We start from the raw sequence: 19,397 nt of genomic DNA, 5'->3' as shown, positions 1-19,397 counted from the left end.
CGTTGCATTTATAACGTCAGAAAGTATAAGTTATGGTAGACCTTATAAGAAAAATCTTCAGCACTCGCTATTAAGGATGAGGCGGATGCTGAGTTTTTCTATAATGAATTTGAATACGCTTACATATAAATAGAAAGGAAGGATATGCGTTGGTGGAAAAAGAAGTGACGATTGAATTAGAATCGGGATTACAATCCAGACCAGCTGCACATTTTGTCCAAGAAGCTAATCGGTTTACTGCAGATTTATTTTTGGAAAAGGCGGGTAAGCGGATAAATGCAAAAAGTATAATGGGATTAATGAGTCTTGCCATTGGAAAAGGTGAGAAGGTGCTATTAATCGCGGAAGGAATCGATGAAAGCATTGCGATCGAGCAATTAGTTTCACTTGTTAAAAATAAATGATTTTTAAAACTTGGCTGAACGCCAAGTTTTAATGGTGAAGGCCTTAGTTGTCCTTATACTGATATCCATAAAACGTATACGTTTCTATCAGAGTTAATAAAAATCCCCGCTTAAATTAAAAGCAGGGATTTTTTCGAACTATTTTTTATCTGTATTTCTAGTCAATACCTTGTCAATTAGACCGTATTCAGCTGCTTTATCAGCTGTCATGAAGTTGTCACGGTCGGTATCGCGTTCGATAACGTCGATTGGCTGACCAGTACGCTCTGAAAGAATTTCATTAATCTTTTCACGCATTTGGATAATACGACGAGCGTGAATTTCAATGTCAGTTGCTTGCCCTTGTGTTCCACCTAATGGTTGGTGAATCATCACTTCACTGTTCGGAAGAGCAAATCGCTTACCTTTTTCACCTGCAACGAGTAAAAACGCTCCCATAGATGCAGCCATCCCAGTACAAATAGTTGAAACATCTGCTTTAATGTACTGCATTGTATCGTAGATTGCCATACCTGCTGTAATCGATCCACCAGGTGAGTTAATGTATAGTGAAATATCTTTTTCTGGATCTTCAGCCTCTAAGAAAAGTAATTGTGCAACAATGGAGTTTGCTACGTTGTCATCAATAGCACTACCTAGCATGATTACGCGGTCTTTTAACAAACGTGAATAAATATCATATGCACGTTCTCCACGATTCGTTTGTTCAATAACTGTTGGTATTAAATTCATCGAAATTTCCTCCTTTAATTCAAACATATCCAGTTTGATTGGATAATTTTATGATAACTAATAGGTCAAAAAAGGTCAAACGTAAACAATCGATATTATCGATTTATTTCACTTTTCCATCTTACCCCATATTAACTATATTAAACCATTCACTTTTTAATTCTATCATCGTTGGCTAGTTTTTTCATTTGTACATCTATACTTTACCCAGTAAGACTTAAAACTATATTTAATTATTAGAAATTAAAAATACTTTGCAATATTGCTAATGGACAGTTATAATATTTTGTAAGCAATTCAGAAAAATAAATGGGAGGGTCTATTACGTGAAGCAAACAAAGTGGGTATTTTTAGTATTACTTAGTCTATTACTTAGTTTATTAGTAGCTTGTACTGGTGACTCAGAAGAAACAGGCAACAAAGATGAAGGGGAAGCGACATCAGGGGGAGATGAAAAGGTACTTAACTTAACGAACCCGGTGAATATCGCAACAATGGATCCTTCACTTGCAACAGATGAAGCTTCTTTTATTTATCTAGCAGCTACAATGGAAGGTTTATATCGATTGGATGAAAATGCAAAACCGGTTCCTGGTATTGCGACAGAACATACGGTAAGTGAAGACGGTCTTACATGGACATTCACTTTACGTGAAGATGCTAAGTGGTCAAATGGGGAACCTGTAACGGCACATGATTTTGTTTATGCATGGAGACGAGCAGTCGACCCATCAGTTGGATCTGAATATGGTCCATACATGATGAGCGGCGTAATTAAAAACGCTGCACAAGTTAGTACAGGGGAAGTTCCTGTCGAAGAACTAGGTGTTTCTGCTCCAGATGATTATACATTTGTTGTTGAATTAGAAAATCCAACACCTTATTTTGAATCGCTAACTACTTTTGGTACATTCTTTCCATTAAACCAAAAGTTTGTTGAGGAACAAGGTGACAAGTTTGCTATAAGTACAGATACATTACTTGCAAACGGGCCATATACATTAGAAAATTGGGAAAGCACTAGTAGCTCATGGGAGCTTGTGAAGAACGAAAACTACTGGGATAAAGATGCAGTAGTAATGGATAAATTAACATTTGAAGTTGTAAAAGATCCACAAACTGCAGTTAATCTATACACGTCTGGGGCAGTTGACCGTGTTGATATAACGGCAGATTTAGTAGACCAATATAAGTCACATGAAGATTATGTTGTTCGTCCAGATACTTTTGTATACTTTATTAAATTTAACCAAGAAGCGAATGACGCTCTTGCAAACAGAGATATTCGTGCTGCATTAAGCAGAGCGTTTAATAAGGAAGCATTAGTTGATGAGATTTTAAACAATGGTTCAATTGTTGCAAACGGTCTTGTGCCGGCTGATTTCACACCAATGCCTGAATCTGGCGAAGATTTCAGAGAGGTAAGTGGAGATCTTGTAACATATGACTTAGAGAAGGCAAAAGAATTATGGCAAAAAGGTTTAGAAGCGATTGGAAAAGAAAAAGTTGAATTAGAATTACTAACTGACGATGATCAAACTACAAAAACAATGGTAGAATACATCGCGAATCAGTTAGAAACGAATCTAGAAGGGTTAACCATTAATTTGAAACAAGTACCGAAAGAACAACGACTTGATTTAGATACGAAGCAAGATTATGAGATTCAAGTTACAAGATGGGGTCCTGACTTCCTAGATCCGTACACCTTCATGAATCTATTTACGACAAAGAGTGGAAACAACTTTACAGGTTACTCAAGCGAACAATATGATACATTAGTGAAAGAAACAGCAACGAAATATGCGATGGATCCTGTAAAACGTTATCAAAACTTCTTAGAAGCTGAAAAAGTACTCTTTGAAGATGCAGTAATTGCTCCTATCTTCCAAAGCTCACATGCACAGCTAGTATCACCAAAGATTCAAGGAGTTTATGTGAATCCATTTGGAGCAACATATGAATACAAATTTGCAAATGTAGCAGAATAATAAAGATTGAAGACCTTTGTCAATGGACGGAGGTCTTCTTTTTTGCACTGGTAAATAGGTAAAAGTTCTAAGGATAGAAGTATAGTTTAACTAAGGATTTCGTCATTAAAGCTTGCCAGTAATCCTAGTTTTTTCTTGTGGTTTTGATTACTGGTTAACTATCCGTATAAATTACCTGTTTAGATGTAATTTGATGTAAGGATCGTAAATCATCTGATCTGGATCGTATTTTTACCATTCGGATCGTATTTCATTCAATTTCGATCGTAATATTAGAATTCGGATCGTATTTCACCTAATCTGGCTCGTATTCACTGAAACATTCGGTCTAAACTCGGATCGAAGTAGGAAAACTCGTGTGATCCTTCTAAGCATTCGGACCACAACAGATAAACTTAGTCAAAAGTGAATGATATCCGGGCAGCACAGGCGGAGTTGCAACAATTCAAGTATATAGTTATTGAATAAAATACTTGTTAGTTTTCATACATAACGTTATAATATCCTATGTGTGAAATTTTACATATATATTTGCGCCCATAGCTCAGGGGATAGAGCATTGGTTTCCGGTACCAAGAGTCGGGGGTTCAAATCCCTCTGGGCGCGCTATGACGAAAAAAGACAAGGAATCTCTTCATTAGAGACGCCTTGTCTTTTTTATGTTTGTTAGTAAGGTAAAAATCTATAATAAAAGAGTCTTTTTCTTAATTATGGAGCAGAAAGTTAAAAATTTGCTTTACAAAAAAGCAACCCTTCCGAATTTTCTTTGTCCTTTTCCCGATAAGTTGAAATAGCATTTTTTACTGTTTTAATTGCACTCATGCTGTTCTGAATCTTAAAAAGGTGTAATGCATCGTTCATGTATTCATAACTTTGTCCAATTCTGTTCAATTTCCTAAGATTAATTCCCTTTTCATATAATAATTCACCTAATAAATATAACGATTTTTGTTTCAACATTTCATTTATCCCTTTATCACACATTTTAACTGCTTCTACAAACATACTTTGCTTACTCAACAAAACTGAATAATTGTATACTATACGGACGAAAAGAGTTTCTTTCTGAATGGTTGGCGTCCTTTTCCAATAGTGCAATGCTTTTTCATACCAATTACTAGCGTTTCTGATATCACCATTTTCATTGTATATATTGGCCAACGAATTCATTATTTCAATATCCCGCACCGTCATAATTGTTAAGGCAGTTTCTTTTATATTTAGTGCATGTATAAGATATTGGACGGACTTTTCAAAATCGTTTTTTACATAGTAAGAACAGATACCTTGGTTCCATAGCAAAAATTTTTTCATATTAATTCCATCAAAGTTTGGATTTTTTTCTTCTGCTAAAAGCATACGATGTGCTTCCTCAAAGTCTGAGTTAATAATCAAAATGCGTATTTGGGTGCAGAATTCATTGGCGTAATCAGTTCTATAATTGTTGTTGTGTTCAAAGAAGTAATTGATATCAACTCCTAGTTTCAGGGACAATTGGTACAACATAGTAGCAGAAGGAGTAATTTCTGCTTTTTCGATGCGACTTATAAAAGACTGGGAACAAATATCCTCGCATAGATCTTTTTGAGATAATCCTGTATAATCTCTTAATTCTCTGATTAGCCTTCCATAATTCATGATCATGTTTAATTCACTTCCTTAACATTACTATATTCATATTACCATGAGTATTGTCTCAATAAAAGTACAATTTTCAGTTAATTTACATATTTAATAGATTTTACAAGGAGAAATAGCCTTTTACTGCATAATCAGACGAGAATATACTGTGATTAATTAAGGAGGGGTTAAACTGTGAAGAAAATAGCAGGTTTATTATTAATTTTGTGTTTAACAATCAGTATAGGATTACATTATGATTACTCTAAAATGCAACAAGAAACAAAAGATGAACATTTACCATTAGCACACAGTATAAAAAAACTTTAGCAAATTAGATAATCAGTTGGACTATCAAGTAGTTGTAATAGATTCCATGATGGAAGTAAGAAAACTTTGTTAAACGTTTAAGCTGCCAATTGATAAAAATTGAAAATCTTTTACAAGAATTCTATCACACAAAGTATGATTTAGTAGAAATCAAAAAAATTGAGTCTTTAGGTATACGTATATAATAGCACATTATTTCAGGTGTCCTTATTCACGTTAGATTAGAATAAAATCTGAAGTAATGGGCTATTTTTTATCCCTTTACTTTACTCCAGATATATTTTAATGTTATCGGACGATTCAATTCAAACATTTTCCATAATAGATTCCTATAGGAATCCAACTTAATATTACTATATTCATAGTATCGTACGAATTACTTAGGCTAAACTATGATTTTCAGTGAATTAGTGATTTAAAAGATATTAACAAGAAAATGTGACTTTTTATCACTAACTGAAATGGGACTATACTATATCTTAACGGAAAGGAGGATTAAGCAATTATGAAAAATAATGATGTTTTAAAAATGATGGATGAAGTAAGAAATAGCCCATTAGAAGAGAAACAAAAAGATATCGAAGTCAAATGGTAATCCCAACTCGAGGATAAAAAACAAGTGGCGTACTGTGGTACGTCATTTGTTTTATCACAATTAGTACGAAGAAAAATTATCCCTCGGTTATAGAAGATTCAATCTAAATCCGAAAATTAAAAAAGCAACAACTTATATAGCTATAACACAAAGCGAGGTGTGAACTACTTGGTAACAGAAGTAACAGAATTACATAAAGAGATAATAAACAAGTTATATTCGACACAAGAAAAAGGGGTTTATAAAGATTTTAATCTTACTGTCGGAATTGCAACTGAATGGGTCACAGGTTATGTATTGAGCGCACTCTCAGGAGATGTTAATTCCAGTGATACCGAAGAATTTTTAATTGGGAGTTCAAGGGAACAAGGTGGATGGGGATTTAATAAGAATGTGGTAGCCGATGCTGATTCTACAGCTGTTGTTATACGAGGGATTGGAATAGATAATGTTCGATCTGTTGATATAGATTTTTTAATGCGTCATATAACACGCAGTGGAGGAGTGTCTACCTATAACGATCACGATATTTTATTAGCATTTGGCGAAAATAATAAATATTTTCCCAAAGCTCCTTTAGATATATATAGAGGATGGTTACAAGAGCATCATTCAACAACATGTAATACACTTATTTCTCTTAGGAAAGTCATATCACCATCCGAAAGACAACAAATGGAAATGTTTATAGTTAATAATTTTTCTAACGGAATTTGGCGGGACTATTGGTGGAGCGATTGGTATTATCCGACAATGATTTCAGTGCAAGCACTAGAGGGAAATATCCCCGACTCGTATAAAAGAAAAATTTTAAAATACATAGGTGGAAAGCAATTAAAAAATGGCGGGTGGGGTAAAAATGGATTAGAACTTTTCGCAACTTCTTGTATCATAATTATATTAAAAACGCTAGGATATGACCATTCGAGTATGTTAAACGATGCACTTTCATGCCTTTTAAAGAATTATAATGGTATTCAAGAGTTCAAAGGAACCGCTAGAATGCAAGTACCAACAGCAAACGATTTAAACCCAAGAAATATCTCGACAGTAGAGGATAACGGTATCTTTGCCTTGGCTACAATTTTAAGTAGTCTAAAATGCTAAATTAAGTATTGTGTTTTTACCAAAAGTATAAAAGAATCGGGTGATTTGAATGAACTATGAGTTTCCAAGAGTTTTATATAAAATTGTGCGAGAGGAAGAACAAGAAGCTTTTCAAAAACACCAGTTAGATTCCGAGCTTAAGATCACACCTTATTCATTGCTTCCGTATTTTTTCATTAAGGATGTGAATAATCCATATCATTATAGTGACTTATTTTGCTTAAGTCATTTATTATCGCAGCAAATGTTTTTGTTGGATAACTTTGTGGATGCTCAACAAGAAATATCATCGAATTTAATAAGATGCTTTCATACGCTTTCAATTATTAATGAAAATTTATCCAAGGAGATTGGTGAATCTGTTAATACTCAACTGAATATTTTGTTAGATAGGACTTATAATGTAACAAAAAGCGAAGAAAATTATAGATTGAAAAACCTTAATGTGGAATATTCTTTAACTCATCCATTCGATGATATTGAATATTATAATTTTGGAATTGATAAATCAGCCAGTTGGGAAATCGTACCCTTTATGGTTGGGGAATATGATGGGGTAGGGGATACTAAGCAATGGGTTAACATTTTACGTAGAATGGCGTTTGTAAATCAAATGTTTGATGATATTATTGATTGGGAAGTTGATTTGAAAAAACACCAATGGACCCACTGGTCTTATTTCCTAGCGTCAATCAATAATATAACAGATCCTTTGGTATTGATTAAAACCCTTCATGAAGATGAAAAATTCATACAGATAATTGGTGAAGGCTTATCAAAGTTATTAAAAACCTCTACGATTATTTGTGAAGATCTTGAATCGTTAGGGCTTATCCAGCTGAAAAATTGGTGGACTCAATCCAAACTTTCTCAGATAAATAAGATTTATGAAAAGATAGATTTAAAAGAAAAGATCTGAAACAAAAAACCCTATTACATTCAGTAATAGGTTTTTATACAACAAATTATTCTTTTAACAAATGATACTTTTGGAGGTAGTATATGCTACTAGAAGTTAAAGACTTGGAGAAGAGCTTTAAGGCTAAAAATAATAATACTGTGAAAGCGGTGCGTTCAATAGACCTTAACTTGTCCCCAGGATGCATCACTGCATTCTTGGGTCCAAATGGAGCAGGGAAAACGACTACAATTAAAATGATTGCTGGCTTGGTTCAACCTGATAGTGGAGATGTATGGATTAATGGGAAGAGCATTTTAAAGAAACGAGGCTATGCCCTTAAAAATCTAGGAGCGGTTTTGGAAGGTAGTAGAAACTTGTATTGGCGACTTACCCCTTTGGAAAACTTCGAGTACTGGAGCGGAATTAGAGGAATACCACGATCCGAGGCTTTGAAAAAGGGTCGAGAGTTGATGTGCGCTTTTGGTTTAGAAGCAAAACTTAATAATACGGTTCAACAGTTAAGTCGTGGTATGCAACAGCAAGTAGCAATATGCACTGCCCTTATTCATTCACCATCACTATTGCTTTTGGATGAACCAACGTTAGGGTTAGATTTGGCTGCATCTGATCGCATTCAAGTTTTAATCAGGGATCTTGCCAAAGAGCAAAATGTAGGTATTTTACTAACAACCCATCAAATGGAAGTAGCTGAACAATTATCAGACCAACTGGCTATCATTAATAATGGTCAGTTAATTAAACAAGGAGTAACAAAGGATGTGTTACAACAATTTAATGATGAAACGTACATATTTGAATGTGATAGAAAAATTTCCGAGGAAATAAAACTTGCATTAGAATCATATACACCTGAATATACGAGTTCAACTTCTTTTAAAATTGCTTTGTCGGGAGATCAGACTCCTTATGAAATTATGCACATATTAGAACCATATCCAATTGTACGTGTTCAAAAGGATACTGCTGATTTGGCAGCGGTGTTTCGATACTATACTAGTAATGATAAATCCTTAAAATATGCAGCTGGGGAGTAGAAATATGATCATACATGCGCTTATTGCTGAATTTCGACGAAGTTTGATTGAGTTTAAGCGGTATCCAACAGAGTTTATAAGTCAAATATTTTTAGTGGTGGTTGTTTTTTACGGTTTATTTCTAGGCGGAAAATACATTACAGGCGGAGATATATTTGGCGATAGACTTAGCGCCGTTATTATCAGCTATATCTTGTGGGTATTGGTATTAGATGCCATTGGAGATATGGGGTTTACTATATCTGAGGAATCAAAAAATGGAACATTAGAACAAGTCTTTCTAAGCCCTTTAGGTGCCATAACAGTACTATTTATACGAAATGTGGCAAATTTATTATACATCATTCTCTTTATGCTAATTACTGTTACTTGCATCATGATATTGACTGGTCACTATTTGGATTTTTCAATTATGAATTTAATTCCGCTGTTAATGGCCATTGGTGTTGCGATTGGTATAGGATATTTAGTTGCCAGTATTACAATTATATTCAAACGAACAGATCAACTTTTAAATATGATGCAATTTGCACTTCTTTTTGTAATTATGACACCTTTCACAACTTTTGAGGGTGTGTGGTCTCACCTTGCTATTATTATTCCCCTTGCTCCAATGGTAGGTCTATTAAAGCAAATGATGATTGAAAATGCGTCGCTTTTTGGAGATGGCTCATTATTTTGGTGGGGATGTATAAACCTAGTATTGTGGATGGGGATTGGACTTTTCACTTTCCACCGGGCTAGTAAAAAAGCTAGAAAAGCAGGGACACTAGGTCATTATTAGAATATAGATTGTAGCTGTAAATTTGTCTTGACACTTATTGATATACATAAAGGAGGTAAATTGTGACTCTTTCAACACGGTTATCAAATGGTAAAGTGCAATTTTCTTTGATACAAGTTAACTCGAGAGAGATTCTAGTATGTACTAGCTCTGTTGCTACCAATAGAGTTAGATTTATTGAAGATGTACACACCGGAAAAAGAGTTTTTCCTTTAGAAACTCAAAATATTACAAAGGGAAAAGATATGGATGATATCGTACGTCAACTTGCTGAGCAACTATGAAAATAGCAACATAGGAATGTAATAAAAGAAGGCACTATTAAAACAGGAAATCTCAGTCAAATTTGACTGAGATTTCTTGTTTTTTCGAAAGGATTTATTATAGGAGAAGTTTTTAACGGAAATATTGTCTTAATTATTTTTAAATTATAAAGCTATTTCTTGGTAGAAGTTTTTTTTATACAAATAAGCAACTGTATTTAAAACAGATACTGGAATTTTTTTGGGAAAATAATTTTTGCTGTAAAAGGTAAAATAGGCTCTTTTAAGGTCTGCCCATTGCCGACAATCTTTGGTTTGTCTGAATCTAGCAACATCGATTAGCTTCACTTTACCTTCTGGAGTCAATATAATATTACGAAGGTGAATGTCGGAAGGATTTAGTCCAACCTGTTTTGCAGAGTAAAGAGCATAATCGGTTTCTTGGATGGCTGAATTTGACAAAGGGATTCCTAGTGATAAACAATCAAAAAAAGTGTTTCCTTCAATAAAATCAATTAACAGGTAGTTTCCACCTGATTCATATAAAGTAGGATAGTAGGTATTCCCTTTTAACATTTCATATATTTCGGCCTCTTCCTGAGCGATATGCGTACTCCCGGGAAAGAATACCTTCAGTGCTTTTGATTGCAGCTTAAATACCGCAGCACTTCTTCCTATACCAATCATATCTAAACGAGGGTCTTTATCTAAGACGGTAAATCCAAATTTACCTGTCTGCCATTTAATACTTTTAACAAGTTCAGCGGTTGAATGCAATGAAAACACCCCTTTCATTAATAATATAGGGTGACAACTATTATCGCTACTAATTTGTATTATTATATTGTTTGATAAAAAGAATGAGAACACATTCAATAATCACTTTTTCTCATTCCTAATCTATTTCTACGCATTCCTAAAACTGTAGAACTGCAGATTGGTAATCTGCATCATTGTTGAGCATACGTTTTGAGTGCTAAAATCATTAATTTGTGTGAAAATAGTAGCATGTACAAGAAAAGGAGTTTACGAATGATTTATTTAAACTTTTATACAAAGCAAAACTGTCCATTGTGTGACGAAGCCTTAACGTTAGTTGATCTGTTAAAAAATGATTATCTATGTACGGTTGAGGAAAGAGATATTTATTCAAAAGATGAATGGCTAGAGAAATACCACTTGTCTATCCCAGTTATTGAAATAAACGGTAAAGAATTAAATTGCGAGCAAATTACATATGATTCTATTGAGGCATTATTGAAAGAATCCTCTAAAAACAAATGACTTGAAATATGTATGAAGTTTGCTACAATGAAAATAAGCAAATGAAATATTTGCGTATTTTTTTAACGCATGCAGGACAAAATATTACCATCCGGGACTTTTTTGTCCGACAAAAAGGAGCAACAAGATGCAATCATTTATTGATTTGCAAAAAAGAATATTTCCAGACCTTGTGGAAGTTATGAAGCAACGGTATACGGTACTGCATACTATTAATCTTTTTCAACCTATAGGAAGACGAAGCTTGTCGGATCGAACAAAGCTATCCGAACGTACAGTACGCGGTGAAGTAGACTTCTTACAAAAGCATCAGATGATTGATGTGTCTGGTAAAGGAATGCTCATTACCGAAGATGGGAAGAGTATACTAAGTGAATTAGCCACTTTTATGAAAGATATCACTGGATTACGCGTTTTAGAAACACAGTTACAGGATAAATTACAAGTAGAACATGTAATTGTTGTTCGGGGTGACAGTGATACCCATGAGTGGGTGAAACAAGAAATAGGAAAAGCAGTAATCGCCCATTTACGTACACAAGTTTCAAATGAGCAAACAATCGCGGTTACTGGTGGAACAACGATGGCTGCTGTAGCAAGCATGATGTCACCGTTTGAAAATGGAGCTAAATGCATGTTTGTACCAGCTCGTGGTGGTATCGGTGAAAAAGTGGAAAGCCAGGCAAACACGATTGTTGCAGAAATGGCAAAGCGGACAAATGGTGATTATCGGATGCTGTATGTTCCAGATCCACTAAGTGAACAGTCCTATCAAACGATGGTAAAGGAGCCCTCCATTCGCGAAATTACCGAGCTTATCCGTTCGGCAGATATTGTCTTACACGGAATCGGTGATGCATTAACAATGGCAAACCGAAGAAAGTCAGATGAAGTACTTATAGAACAGCTTGAAAAAGAACATGCTGTAAGTGAAGCTTTTGGCTACTATTTTAATAGCAGTGGTGATGTTGTGCATAAGGTACGAACGATTGGGATTCAATTAGAAGATTTAGAGTCGAGTTCTACGGTCGTTGCCATTGCAGGTGGTAAGTCAAAAGCAAACGCAATAAAATCCTATTTTAAACAAGGAAAGGCTGATTTATTGATAACAGATGAAGCCGCTGCAGAAGCGATTATTCATAATGATAAATAAAATCAAATTGAGATATTAGGAGGAAACTATTATGGCAGTAAAAGTAGGAATTAATGGATTTGGTCGGATCGGACGTAACGTTTTTCGTCAAGCATTGAAAAATGACGATGTTGAGGTTGTAGCTGTAAACGACTTAACTGATGCGGAAATGCTAGCTCACCTATTAAAATATGATTCCGTACATGGTCAGCTTGAACAAGAAGTAAAAGTTAGTGGATCAAATATCGTTGTTGGCGGAAAAGAAATTAAAGTACTAACTGAACGTGATCCAGCAAATTTAGGCTGGGGAGATTTAGGTGTAGAGATTGTAATTGAATCTACAGGACGTTTTACTGCGCGTGAAGATGCGAAGAAACATCTAGATGCTGGTGCTAAAAAAGTAATTATTTCTGCACCTGCTAAAGAAGAAGATCTAACAATGGTTATGGGTGTTAACGAACAGGATTATGATGCAGACAAACATCATATTGTTTCGAATGCGTCTTGTACAACAAACTGTATTGCACCACTTGCGAAGGTATTGCACGAGCAATTTGGTCTTAAACGCGGTCTAATGACTACTGTACACTCATATACAAACGACCAGCAAATTTTAGACCTACCACATAAGGACTATCGCCGTGCACGTGCAGCGGCTCAAAACATTATTCCTACAACTACTGGTGCTGCAAAAGTAGTAGGAAAAGTGTTACCAGAATTAGACGGGAAATTAAATGGTATGGCCGTTCGCGTACCTACTCCAGATGGTTCCATTGTTGACCTGGTAGCTGAACTTGACAAAAACGTAACAGCTGAAGACGTAAACAAAGCGTTTAAAGAAGCTGCTGAAGGAAACTTAAAGGGCATTGTAGGGTACACAGAAGAACCAATCGTTTCATCTGATATTGTTGGTAATACTGATTCATCATTATTTGATGCATTATCAACAATGGTGTTGGAAGATAATATGGTCAAAGTCGTATCTTGGTATGATAACGAAATGGGTTACTCTGCACGATGCGTTGATTTGGCAGTTTATATTAAAAATCAAGGACTATAAGCGGAAGTTCATATATACTAGAGGGGGAACTTTTCCTCCTCTTTTTCATTTAAGTGTGTTAAATGATAGTATAATGGGGGAAAACAAGCTGAGAGTGCTTATACATAACACAAGGAGGATTTTTTAAGGATGAATAAAAAAACTCTGAAAGACCTTGATTTAAAAGGGAAAAAAGTATTTTGCCGTGTGGATTTCAATGTACCAATGAAAGATGGCGAGATAACGGATGACACTCGAATCAAGGCAGCAATTCCAACGATTGAGTATTTGACCGAACAAGGAGCGATTGTTATTTTGGCAAGCCACCTGGGACGGCCTAAGGGTGAAGTTGTCGAGGATTTGCGACTAGATCCAGTTGCGAAGCGGTTAAGTGACTTAATAGGTAAGGAAGTTACAAAAACAGATGCTGTATATGGAAGTGAAGTAAACGAAGCAATGTCTCGTCTAGGTGATGGTGATATTTTATTAATCGAAAATGTTCGCTTTGAACCTGGGGAAGAAAAGAATGATGAAAAACTAGCACAAGAATTCGCTAACATGGCAGATGTTTACGTGAACGATGCATTTGGCGCTGCACATAGAGCACATGCATCTACTGCGGGCGTGGCAGAAAAACTACCATCAGCTGCAGGACTTTTAATGGAAAAAGAAATTGATGTACTTGGAAAAGCATTAGAAAATCCAGACCGACCATTCACTGCAATAATTGGCGGTGCCAAGGTAAAGGATAAAATAGATGTCATTGATCATCTACTGGATAAAGTAGATAACCTGTTAATTGGCGGTGGTCTATCCTATACGTTTATCAAAGCACAAGGTCATGAAATAGGAAAATCGTTGCTTGAAGAGGATAAGATCGAGGTTGCTAAACAATTTATCGAAAAAGCGAAGGAAAAAGGCGTTCGTTTCGTTATACCAGAAGACGCTGTAATTGCCGATCAATTTGCTGAAGATGCTAATACGAAAATTGTTGATGTCGATGAAATCCCTGCTGATTGGCAAGGACTTGATATCGGTCCGAAAACGCGGGATTCCTTCCGTGAAATTATAGCGGAATCAAAGCTCGTCATCTGGAACGGTCCAATGGGCGTATTTGAAATGAATGCTTTCGCAGGTGGTACACAAGCTGTTGCAGATGCTTTAGCACAAACAGAAGGGTATACCGTCATCGGTGGCGGAGACTCTGCAGCTGCAGTGGAGAAATTTGGCTTTGCCGAAGAAATGGATCACGTCTCCACTGGTGGCGGAGCATCACTAGAATTTATGGAAGGAAAAATTCTTCCAGGTGTTGATGCGTTAGATGATAAATAAGTGCAGGATGCGTGACCTCGTAGAATGGTCGGGGCGTGTCTGCACAGGTAACGGACACAGGATCCCTTATTTTGACTTATTAGACATATTTGATGGGTTAAGCGGACACAGGATCCGCTATACAGTGAAAAGTAGTAATTTCATGATGTTTTTATCTGAATAAGGGATTCTGAGTCCGCAAACAGGTCCATTCGCCCGGATTTTAGGCTAATAGCGCATCTGGTGTCCGATCCATTCTGTTTACAGGGTGTTTTTACTTGGTGATCTGAATGGAAATGGAAATTGAGTAATTGTAATAAAGCAATAATCTATACAAAAACATAAAAAATTGATGAGGTGAGAAAATGCGAAACAAAGTAATTGCTGGAAACTGGAAAATGAACAAAGTGATGAATGAAGCGGAAGGTTTCGTTCAATCGGTTGTTGAGAAAAATCCGGCTGGAGAAGGTGTCGAAGCAATTGTCTGTGCACCTTTCCCATTTTTGCCAAAGCTCGTCGAGTTAACAAAAGATAGCAATATTAAAATCGGTGCGCAAAATATGCACTTTGAAGATAGTGGAGCATACACCGGCGAAGTGAGCCCTGTAATGCTAAAGGATTTAGGCGTGACACACGTTGTGATTGGTCACTCTGAGCGCCGAGAATATTTTGCTGAAATAGATGAAACAGTAAATAAAAAAGTACACGCTGCGTTTAGTCATGACTTGAATCCCATTGTATGTGTTGGAGAAACACTAGAACAGCGTGAATCAAACGAAACGATGAATCACATTGAAAAGCAAGTTCAAGAAGGCTTGAAAGGCCTATCCGATGAACAAATTGCCAAAACTATTGTAGCGTATGAACCAATTTGGGCAATTGGAACAGGCAAAACGGCGTCAAGCACTGATGCAAATGAAGTTTGTCAGCATATCCGTTCCGTGATCGCGAAGCTTACATCAGAGGATACTGCTGAAAAAGTTGTAATCCAATACGGTGGAAGTGTAAAGCCAGCAAATGTTGATGAACTACTTTCCCAATCAGATATTGATGGTGCATTAGTCGGTGGCGCAAGTTTAGAAGCTGACTCCTTTATCCAGCTTGTGGAGGCAGGTAAAAAATGAAACAAAATAAACTAGCTGCACTCATTATCCTAGATGGCTTCGGTCTTCGGGATACAGAGATGGGAAATGCAGTGAAGCAAGCCAATACACCGAATTTCGACCGTTATTGGGCAAACTATCCGCACAATCAACTACAAGCAAGTGGTGAAGCGGTTGGCTTACCAGAGGGACAAATGGGTAATTCCGAGGTTGGCCATTTAAATATTGGTGCTGGTCGAATTGTGTATCAAAGCCTTACTCGTGTTAACTTGTCTATTCGAGACGGGGAGTTTTTTGAAAAAGAAGCTTTTCTAAACGCGATAAACGACGCTAAACAAAAAAACAAAGCACTGCACATTTTCGGATTACTATCAGATGGTGGTGTCCATAGTCACATTAGCCATTTGTTTGCACTATTAAAGCTTGCTAGTGACCAAGGATTGAAGGATGTATTTGTTCATGCATTTTTGGATGGACGAGATGTTGGTCCACAAACTGCGAAAAAATACATCGAAAAAACCGAAGAAAAGATGAAAGAGCTTGGCATTGGCCAAATTGCAACGATTTCAGGTCGTTATTATTCCATGGATCGAGACAAGCGTTGGGATCGTGTGAAACGAGCGTACGATGCAATGGTTTATGGTGAAGGTCCAAAATATAAAGACCCATATACATTAATCGAGGATTCCTATGAAAATGGAATTCATGATGAGTTCGTCATACCATCTGTTTTAACGGATGAGAACGGAGCACCGCGAGGAACGATTAAAGATGAGGATTCCATCGTTTTCTATAACTTCAGGCCAGACCGTGCGATTCAAATATCACGTACGTTTGCCGATGATGACTTTCGTGACTTTGATCGAGGAGAAAAGGTACCGAAGAATTTGCACTTTGTTATGCTGACAAACTTCAGTGAGTCAGTTGATGGGTATGTTGCTTATAATCCGGTTAACCTCGATAACACGGTTGGAGAAGTATTATCCCAGCATAACCTGAAACAGCTTAGAATTGCTGAGACGGAGAAATATCCACACGTTACGTTTTTCATGAGCGGTGGAAGGGAAAAAGAATTTCCTGGTGAAAAACGAATTTTAATTAATTCACCAAAGGTAGCAACCTATGACCTTAAACCAGAAATGAGCGCATATGAGGTAACTGATGCCCTGTTAAACGAATTAGATACAGATACGCCAAATGCGATTATCCTTAATTTTGCTAACCCTGACATGGTAGGACATTCAGGAAAGTTAGAACCAACGATCAAAGCAATCGAAGCAGTTGATGAATGTCTTGGCAAAATTGTTGATAAAATAGTAGAATTAGGTGGGAGTGCTATTATTACTGCCGATCATGGTAATTCAGACGAAGTCATCACACCAGAAGGAGATCCAATGACTGCACATACTACAAATCCTGTGCCGGTTATTGTTACCCAAAAAGATGCGACTTTACGTGAAGGTGGAATTTTAGCTGATTTATCACCAACATTGTTAGACCTGTTAGACATTGATTTACCAGCAGAAATGACTGGAACAACACTAATTAAAAAATAAAGGAGCGGTTTACATGCCATACATTACAGACGTTTACGCACGTGAAGTGTTGGATTCACGAGGAAATCCAACAGTGGAAGTAGAAGTTTTTACTGAATCAGGAGCATTTGGAGCTGCTCTCGTTCCAAGTGGAGCATCAACTGGTGAATATGAAGCGGTTGAATTACGTGACGGTGATAAGGAACGTTACCTTGGAAAAGGTGTACAAAAAGCAGTAGATAATGTGAATGAAATTATCGGACCAGAATTGCTTGGGATCGATGTAACACGTCAAAACATTATCGACGAGTTAATGATTGAATTAGATGGTACAGAAAACAAAGGGAAACTAGGTGCTAACGCGATTCTTGGTGTTTCCATGGCTGTAGCACATGCAGCTGCTAGCTATTTAGAAATTCCACTGTACAATTATTTAGGTGGATTTAATGCAAAAACATTGCCAACACCAATGATGAACATTTTAAATGGTGGCGAGCATGCTGACAATAACGTAGACATCCAGGAATTTATGGTAATGCCAGTTGCAGCACCAACATTTAAGGAAGCGCTACGTACAGGTGCAGAAATTTTCCATTCGTTGAAAAACGTGTTGAAGTCTAAAGGCTACAATACAGCAGTTGGTGACGAAGGTGGATTTGCTCCAAACTTGAAATCAAATGAAGAAGCACTGCAAACAATTGTGGAAGCAATCGAAGCGGCAGGTTATAAGCCTGGTGAAGAAATTATGCTGGCAATGGACGTAGCAGCTTCAGAAATTTACGAGGATGGCAAATACAACCTAAAAGGTGAAGGTGTCGTTCGTACATCAGCAGAAATGGTTGATTGGTATGAAGAAATGGTAAACAAATATCCAATCATTTCAATTGAAGATGGATTAGATGAAAACGACTGGGATGGTCATAAAATGTTGACTGACCGAATTGGAAACCGTGTTCAATTAGTTGGTGACGATCTTTTCGTTACAAATACGAAGAAATTAGCGCAAGGTATCGAGCAAGGTGTAGGAAACTCTATTCTAGTTAAGGTAAACCAAATTGGAACATTGACCGAAACGTTTGATGCAATTGAAATGGCAAAACGCGCTGGCTACACAGCAGTGATCTCGCACCGTTCTGGTGAAACAGAAGATGCAACAATCGCTGACATCGCCGTAGCAACAAACGCTGGTCAAATTAAAACAGGTGCACCATCACGTACGGACCGCGTTGCGAAGTACAATCAGTTGCTTCGTATTGAGGATGAGCTTTCAGGGCTTGGTCAGTATGGTGGATTGAAGTCGTTTTATAATTTGAAGAAGTAATTAGTTATATATAAAGAAAGAGGCAGAGGGATCTGTCTCTTTTTATTTCATGCGAAGAAAGTATAATCGAAAAGCTGTCTAGAATAGATATTCATACTAGGATGTGTTGAGATGGATAATCATAGTAAAATGCATGTGTGGAGACCTACCAAGCAAATAGGAAATATTTTAGATTTAGTGGAGATGAAAATTGGTTCGGGAAGTCTTTCTTTAACTTTAGTTGATGGACAAGATAGAGAGATTACTTTTCTTTACGATAAATTCGTTGAAGGAAGTTATGTTTTGGCATTTAGGTTTGCAAGTGAAGCAACTAGATCAGATTTAGCAGGATTTGCTTCTCAAGCACGTAAGGATTTTTTTGGAAATGCTACTCGTGGATGGTCTTTATATAAAATGACTAATTCAGATTTTATAGAGTGGTTTCTCAAACATAACAGGTTTGTTAGTGATAAAATCGAACATCATATATTCACTACTGAAGATGAAATTTTTGAGATTCTATGCAATTACGAACCCAAAATTACCACTTCTTAAAATATGCAATTTCTTGTGCTTAGTACAAGGGAAATGTTATTAATACTGCTACCCCATCACGTAAGAATGACTGTGGTCACGATTTATCCGGACAGAGGATCCGCTATTTGATCAAATAAGAGTGAAAGTCGGGGGTAAGCGGACAAGAGGTGCCTTATTAAATGAGAAAAGGTGTTTTTTCCGTTGATTATAGTGAAATAAGACACCTTGTGTCCGGAAACCTAACGAAATTAGCATTTTTAATGAAAATAGCGAATCTCCTGTCATGTAAATTCCAACCATCCACTTGGGGGCATCTAGTGGATACATAAAGTAATTATTCGTATAAGACGTGCTATCCGCTGAATACATATAAG

19 protein-coding genes and 1 tRNA gene are annotated in these 19,397 nt (G+C 36.5%); 17 read left to right on the top strand and 3 right to left on the bottom strand.

Translation table 11 applies throughout. From position 1 onward, the window contains the following. The first annotated feature begins 149 nt into the window (after nt 1-149). Nucleotides 150-404 (top strand): HPr family phosphocarrier protein, encoded by a 255-nt coding sequence (locus ACY9Z2_RS07305; protein ID WP_463608961.1) that lies wholly within the window; start codon nt 150-152, stop codon nt 402-404. A gap of 138 nt (nt 405-542) precedes the next feature. Here the strand turns inward: ACY9Z2_RS07305 and clpP are convergent, their stop codons facing one another. Then, complete coding sequence (gene clpP / locus ACY9Z2_RS07300; RefSeq protein WP_463608960.1) at nt 543-1,136, bottom strand: ATP-dependent Clp endopeptidase proteolytic subunit ClpP; 594 nt, start codon at nt 1,134-1,136, stop codon at nt 543-545. A 326-nt stretch (nt 1,137-1,462) separates the two neighbouring features. On the opposite strand from clpP, the gene ACY9Z2_RS07295 reads away from it, so the two are divergent. Both ACY9Z2_RS07295 and ACY9Z2_RS07290 read left to right on the top strand, forming a co-directional pair. Beyond that, nucleotides 1,463-3,127 carry a peptide ABC transporter substrate-binding protein gene (locus ACY9Z2_RS07295; RefSeq protein ID WP_463608959.1) on the top strand — a complete coding sequence of 555 codons (1,665 nt, stop codon included), beginning with the start codon at nt 1,463-1,465 and terminating at the stop codon, nt 3,125-3,127. Nucleotides 3,128-3,660: 533 nt separating this feature from the next. Next, nucleotides 3,661-3,733: transfer RNA gene (locus ACY9Z2_RS07290), tRNA-Arg, on the top strand. A 117-nt stretch (nt 3,734-3,850) separates the two neighbouring features. Here ACY9Z2_RS07290 and ACY9Z2_RS07285 read toward each other — a convergent pair. Next, nucleotides 3,851-4,771: a helix-turn-helix domain-containing protein gene (locus ACY9Z2_RS07285; protein ID WP_463608958.1), complete on the bottom strand. Its 921-nt coding sequence runs from the start codon at nt 4,769-4,771 to the stop codon at nt 3,851-3,853. Nucleotides 4,772-4,942: 171 nt separating this feature from the next. Between ACY9Z2_RS07285 and ACY9Z2_RS07280 the strand changes: the two genes are divergently transcribed. The 6 genes from ACY9Z2_RS07280 to ACY9Z2_RS07255 all read left to right on the top strand — a co-directional run bounded on the left by ACY9Z2_RS07280 (nt 4,943) and on the right by ACY9Z2_RS07255 (nt 9,803). Continuing rightward, nucleotides 4,943-5,077 (top strand): hypothetical protein, encoded by a 135-nt coding sequence (locus tag ACY9Z2_RS07280; RefSeq protein ID WP_463608957.1) that lies wholly within the window; start codon nt 4,943-4,945, stop codon nt 5,075-5,077. A 763-nt stretch (nt 5,078-5,840) separates the two neighbouring features. Then, entirely contained in the window at nt 5,841-6,779 is a 939-nt protein-coding gene (locus tag ACY9Z2_RS07275; RefSeq protein WP_463608956.1) for a hypothetical protein, read from the top strand. Between the two features lie 49 nt (nt 6,780-6,828). Next, nucleotides 6,829-7,698, top strand: a complete 870-nt coding sequence (locus ACY9Z2_RS07270) for a hypothetical protein (RefSeq protein ID WP_463608955.1) — start codon at nt 6,829-6,831, stop codon at nt 7,696-7,698. Nucleotides 7,699-7,781: 83 nt separating this feature from the next. Next, nucleotides 7,782-8,735 (top strand): ABC transporter ATP-binding protein, encoded by a 954-nt coding sequence (locus tag ACY9Z2_RS07265; RefSeq protein WP_463608954.1) that lies wholly within the window; start codon nt 7,782-7,784, stop codon nt 8,733-8,735. Between the two features lie 4 nt (nt 8,736-8,739). Continuing rightward, complete coding sequence (locus ACY9Z2_RS07260) at nt 8,740-9,519, top strand: hypothetical protein (protein ID WP_463608953.1); 780 nt, start codon at nt 8,740-8,742, stop codon at nt 9,517-9,519. 62 nt (nt 9,520-9,581) lie between these two features. Continuing rightward, nucleotides 9,582-9,803, top strand: coding sequence for a hypothetical protein (locus ACY9Z2_RS07255; RefSeq protein WP_463608952.1), 222 nt, complete (start codon nt 9,582-9,584; stop codon nt 9,801-9,803). Nucleotides 9,804-9,947: 144 nt separating this feature from the next. On the opposite strand, the gene ACY9Z2_RS07250 is transcribed toward ACY9Z2_RS07255, so the two are convergent. Beyond that, the gene (locus ACY9Z2_RS07250; RefSeq protein ID WP_463608951.1) at nt 9,948-10,577 is read right to left on the bottom strand and encodes a protein kinase family protein; all 630 of its coding nucleotides are present in this window, start codon (nt 10,575-10,577) and stop codon (nt 9,948-9,950) included. A gap of 237 nt (nt 10,578-10,814) precedes the next feature. On the opposite strand from ACY9Z2_RS07250, the gene ACY9Z2_RS07245 reads away from it, so the two are divergent. The 8 genes from ACY9Z2_RS07245 to ACY9Z2_RS07210 all read left to right on the top strand — a co-directional run bounded on the left by ACY9Z2_RS07245 (nt 10,815) and on the right by ACY9Z2_RS07210 (nt 19,041). Then, nucleotides 10,815-11,066, top strand: a complete 252-nt coding sequence (locus tag ACY9Z2_RS07245; protein ID WP_463608950.1) for a glutaredoxin family protein — start codon at nt 10,815-10,817, stop codon at nt 11,064-11,066. Between the two features lie 127 nt (nt 11,067-11,193). Beyond that, nucleotides 11,194-12,219, top strand: coding sequence for a sugar-binding transcriptional regulator (locus tag ACY9Z2_RS07240; RefSeq protein ID WP_463608949.1), 1,026 nt, complete (start codon nt 11,194-11,196; stop codon nt 12,217-12,219). A gap of 31 nt (nt 12,220-12,250) precedes the next feature. Continuing rightward, nucleotides 12,251-13,258 carry a type I glyceraldehyde-3-phosphate dehydrogenase gene (gene gap / locus ACY9Z2_RS07235; RefSeq protein ID WP_463608948.1) on the top strand — a complete coding sequence of 336 codons (1,008 nt, stop codon included), beginning with the start codon at nt 12,251-12,253 and terminating at the stop codon, nt 13,256-13,258. A gap of 129 nt (nt 13,259-13,387) precedes the next feature. Next, entirely contained in the window at nt 13,388-14,569 is a 1,182-nt protein-coding gene (locus ACY9Z2_RS07230; RefSeq protein ID WP_463608947.1) for a phosphoglycerate kinase, read from the top strand. 344 nt (nt 14,570-14,913) lie between these two features. Beyond that, nucleotides 14,914-15,672, top strand: coding sequence for a triose-phosphate isomerase (gene tpiA / locus ACY9Z2_RS07225; RefSeq protein WP_463608946.1), 759 nt, complete (start codon nt 14,914-14,916; stop codon nt 15,670-15,672). After that, entirely contained in the window at nt 15,669-17,207 is a 1,539-nt protein-coding gene (gene gpmI, locus ACY9Z2_RS07220) for a 2,3-bisphosphoglycerate-independent phosphoglycerate mutase (RefSeq protein WP_463608945.1), read from the top strand. Before tpiA ends, gpmI begins: the two co-directional genes overlap by 4 nt. A gap of 13 nt (nt 17,208-17,220) precedes the next feature. Next, nucleotides 17,221-18,507: a phosphopyruvate hydratase gene (gene eno / locus ACY9Z2_RS07215; RefSeq protein WP_463608944.1), complete on the top strand. Its 1,287-nt coding sequence runs from the start codon at nt 17,221-17,223 to the stop codon at nt 18,505-18,507. A 111-nt stretch (nt 18,508-18,618) separates the two neighbouring features. Next, nucleotides 18,619-19,041 (top strand): hypothetical protein, encoded by a 423-nt coding sequence (locus tag ACY9Z2_RS07210; protein WP_463608943.1) that lies wholly within the window; start codon nt 18,619-18,621, stop codon nt 19,039-19,041. The last annotated feature ends 356 nt before the right edge of the window (nt 19,042-19,397 follow it).

Source organism: Virgibacillus sp. GM2-2, assembly GCF_055329585.1.
This window is presented reverse-complemented; position numbering and strand designations above follow the sequence as displayed.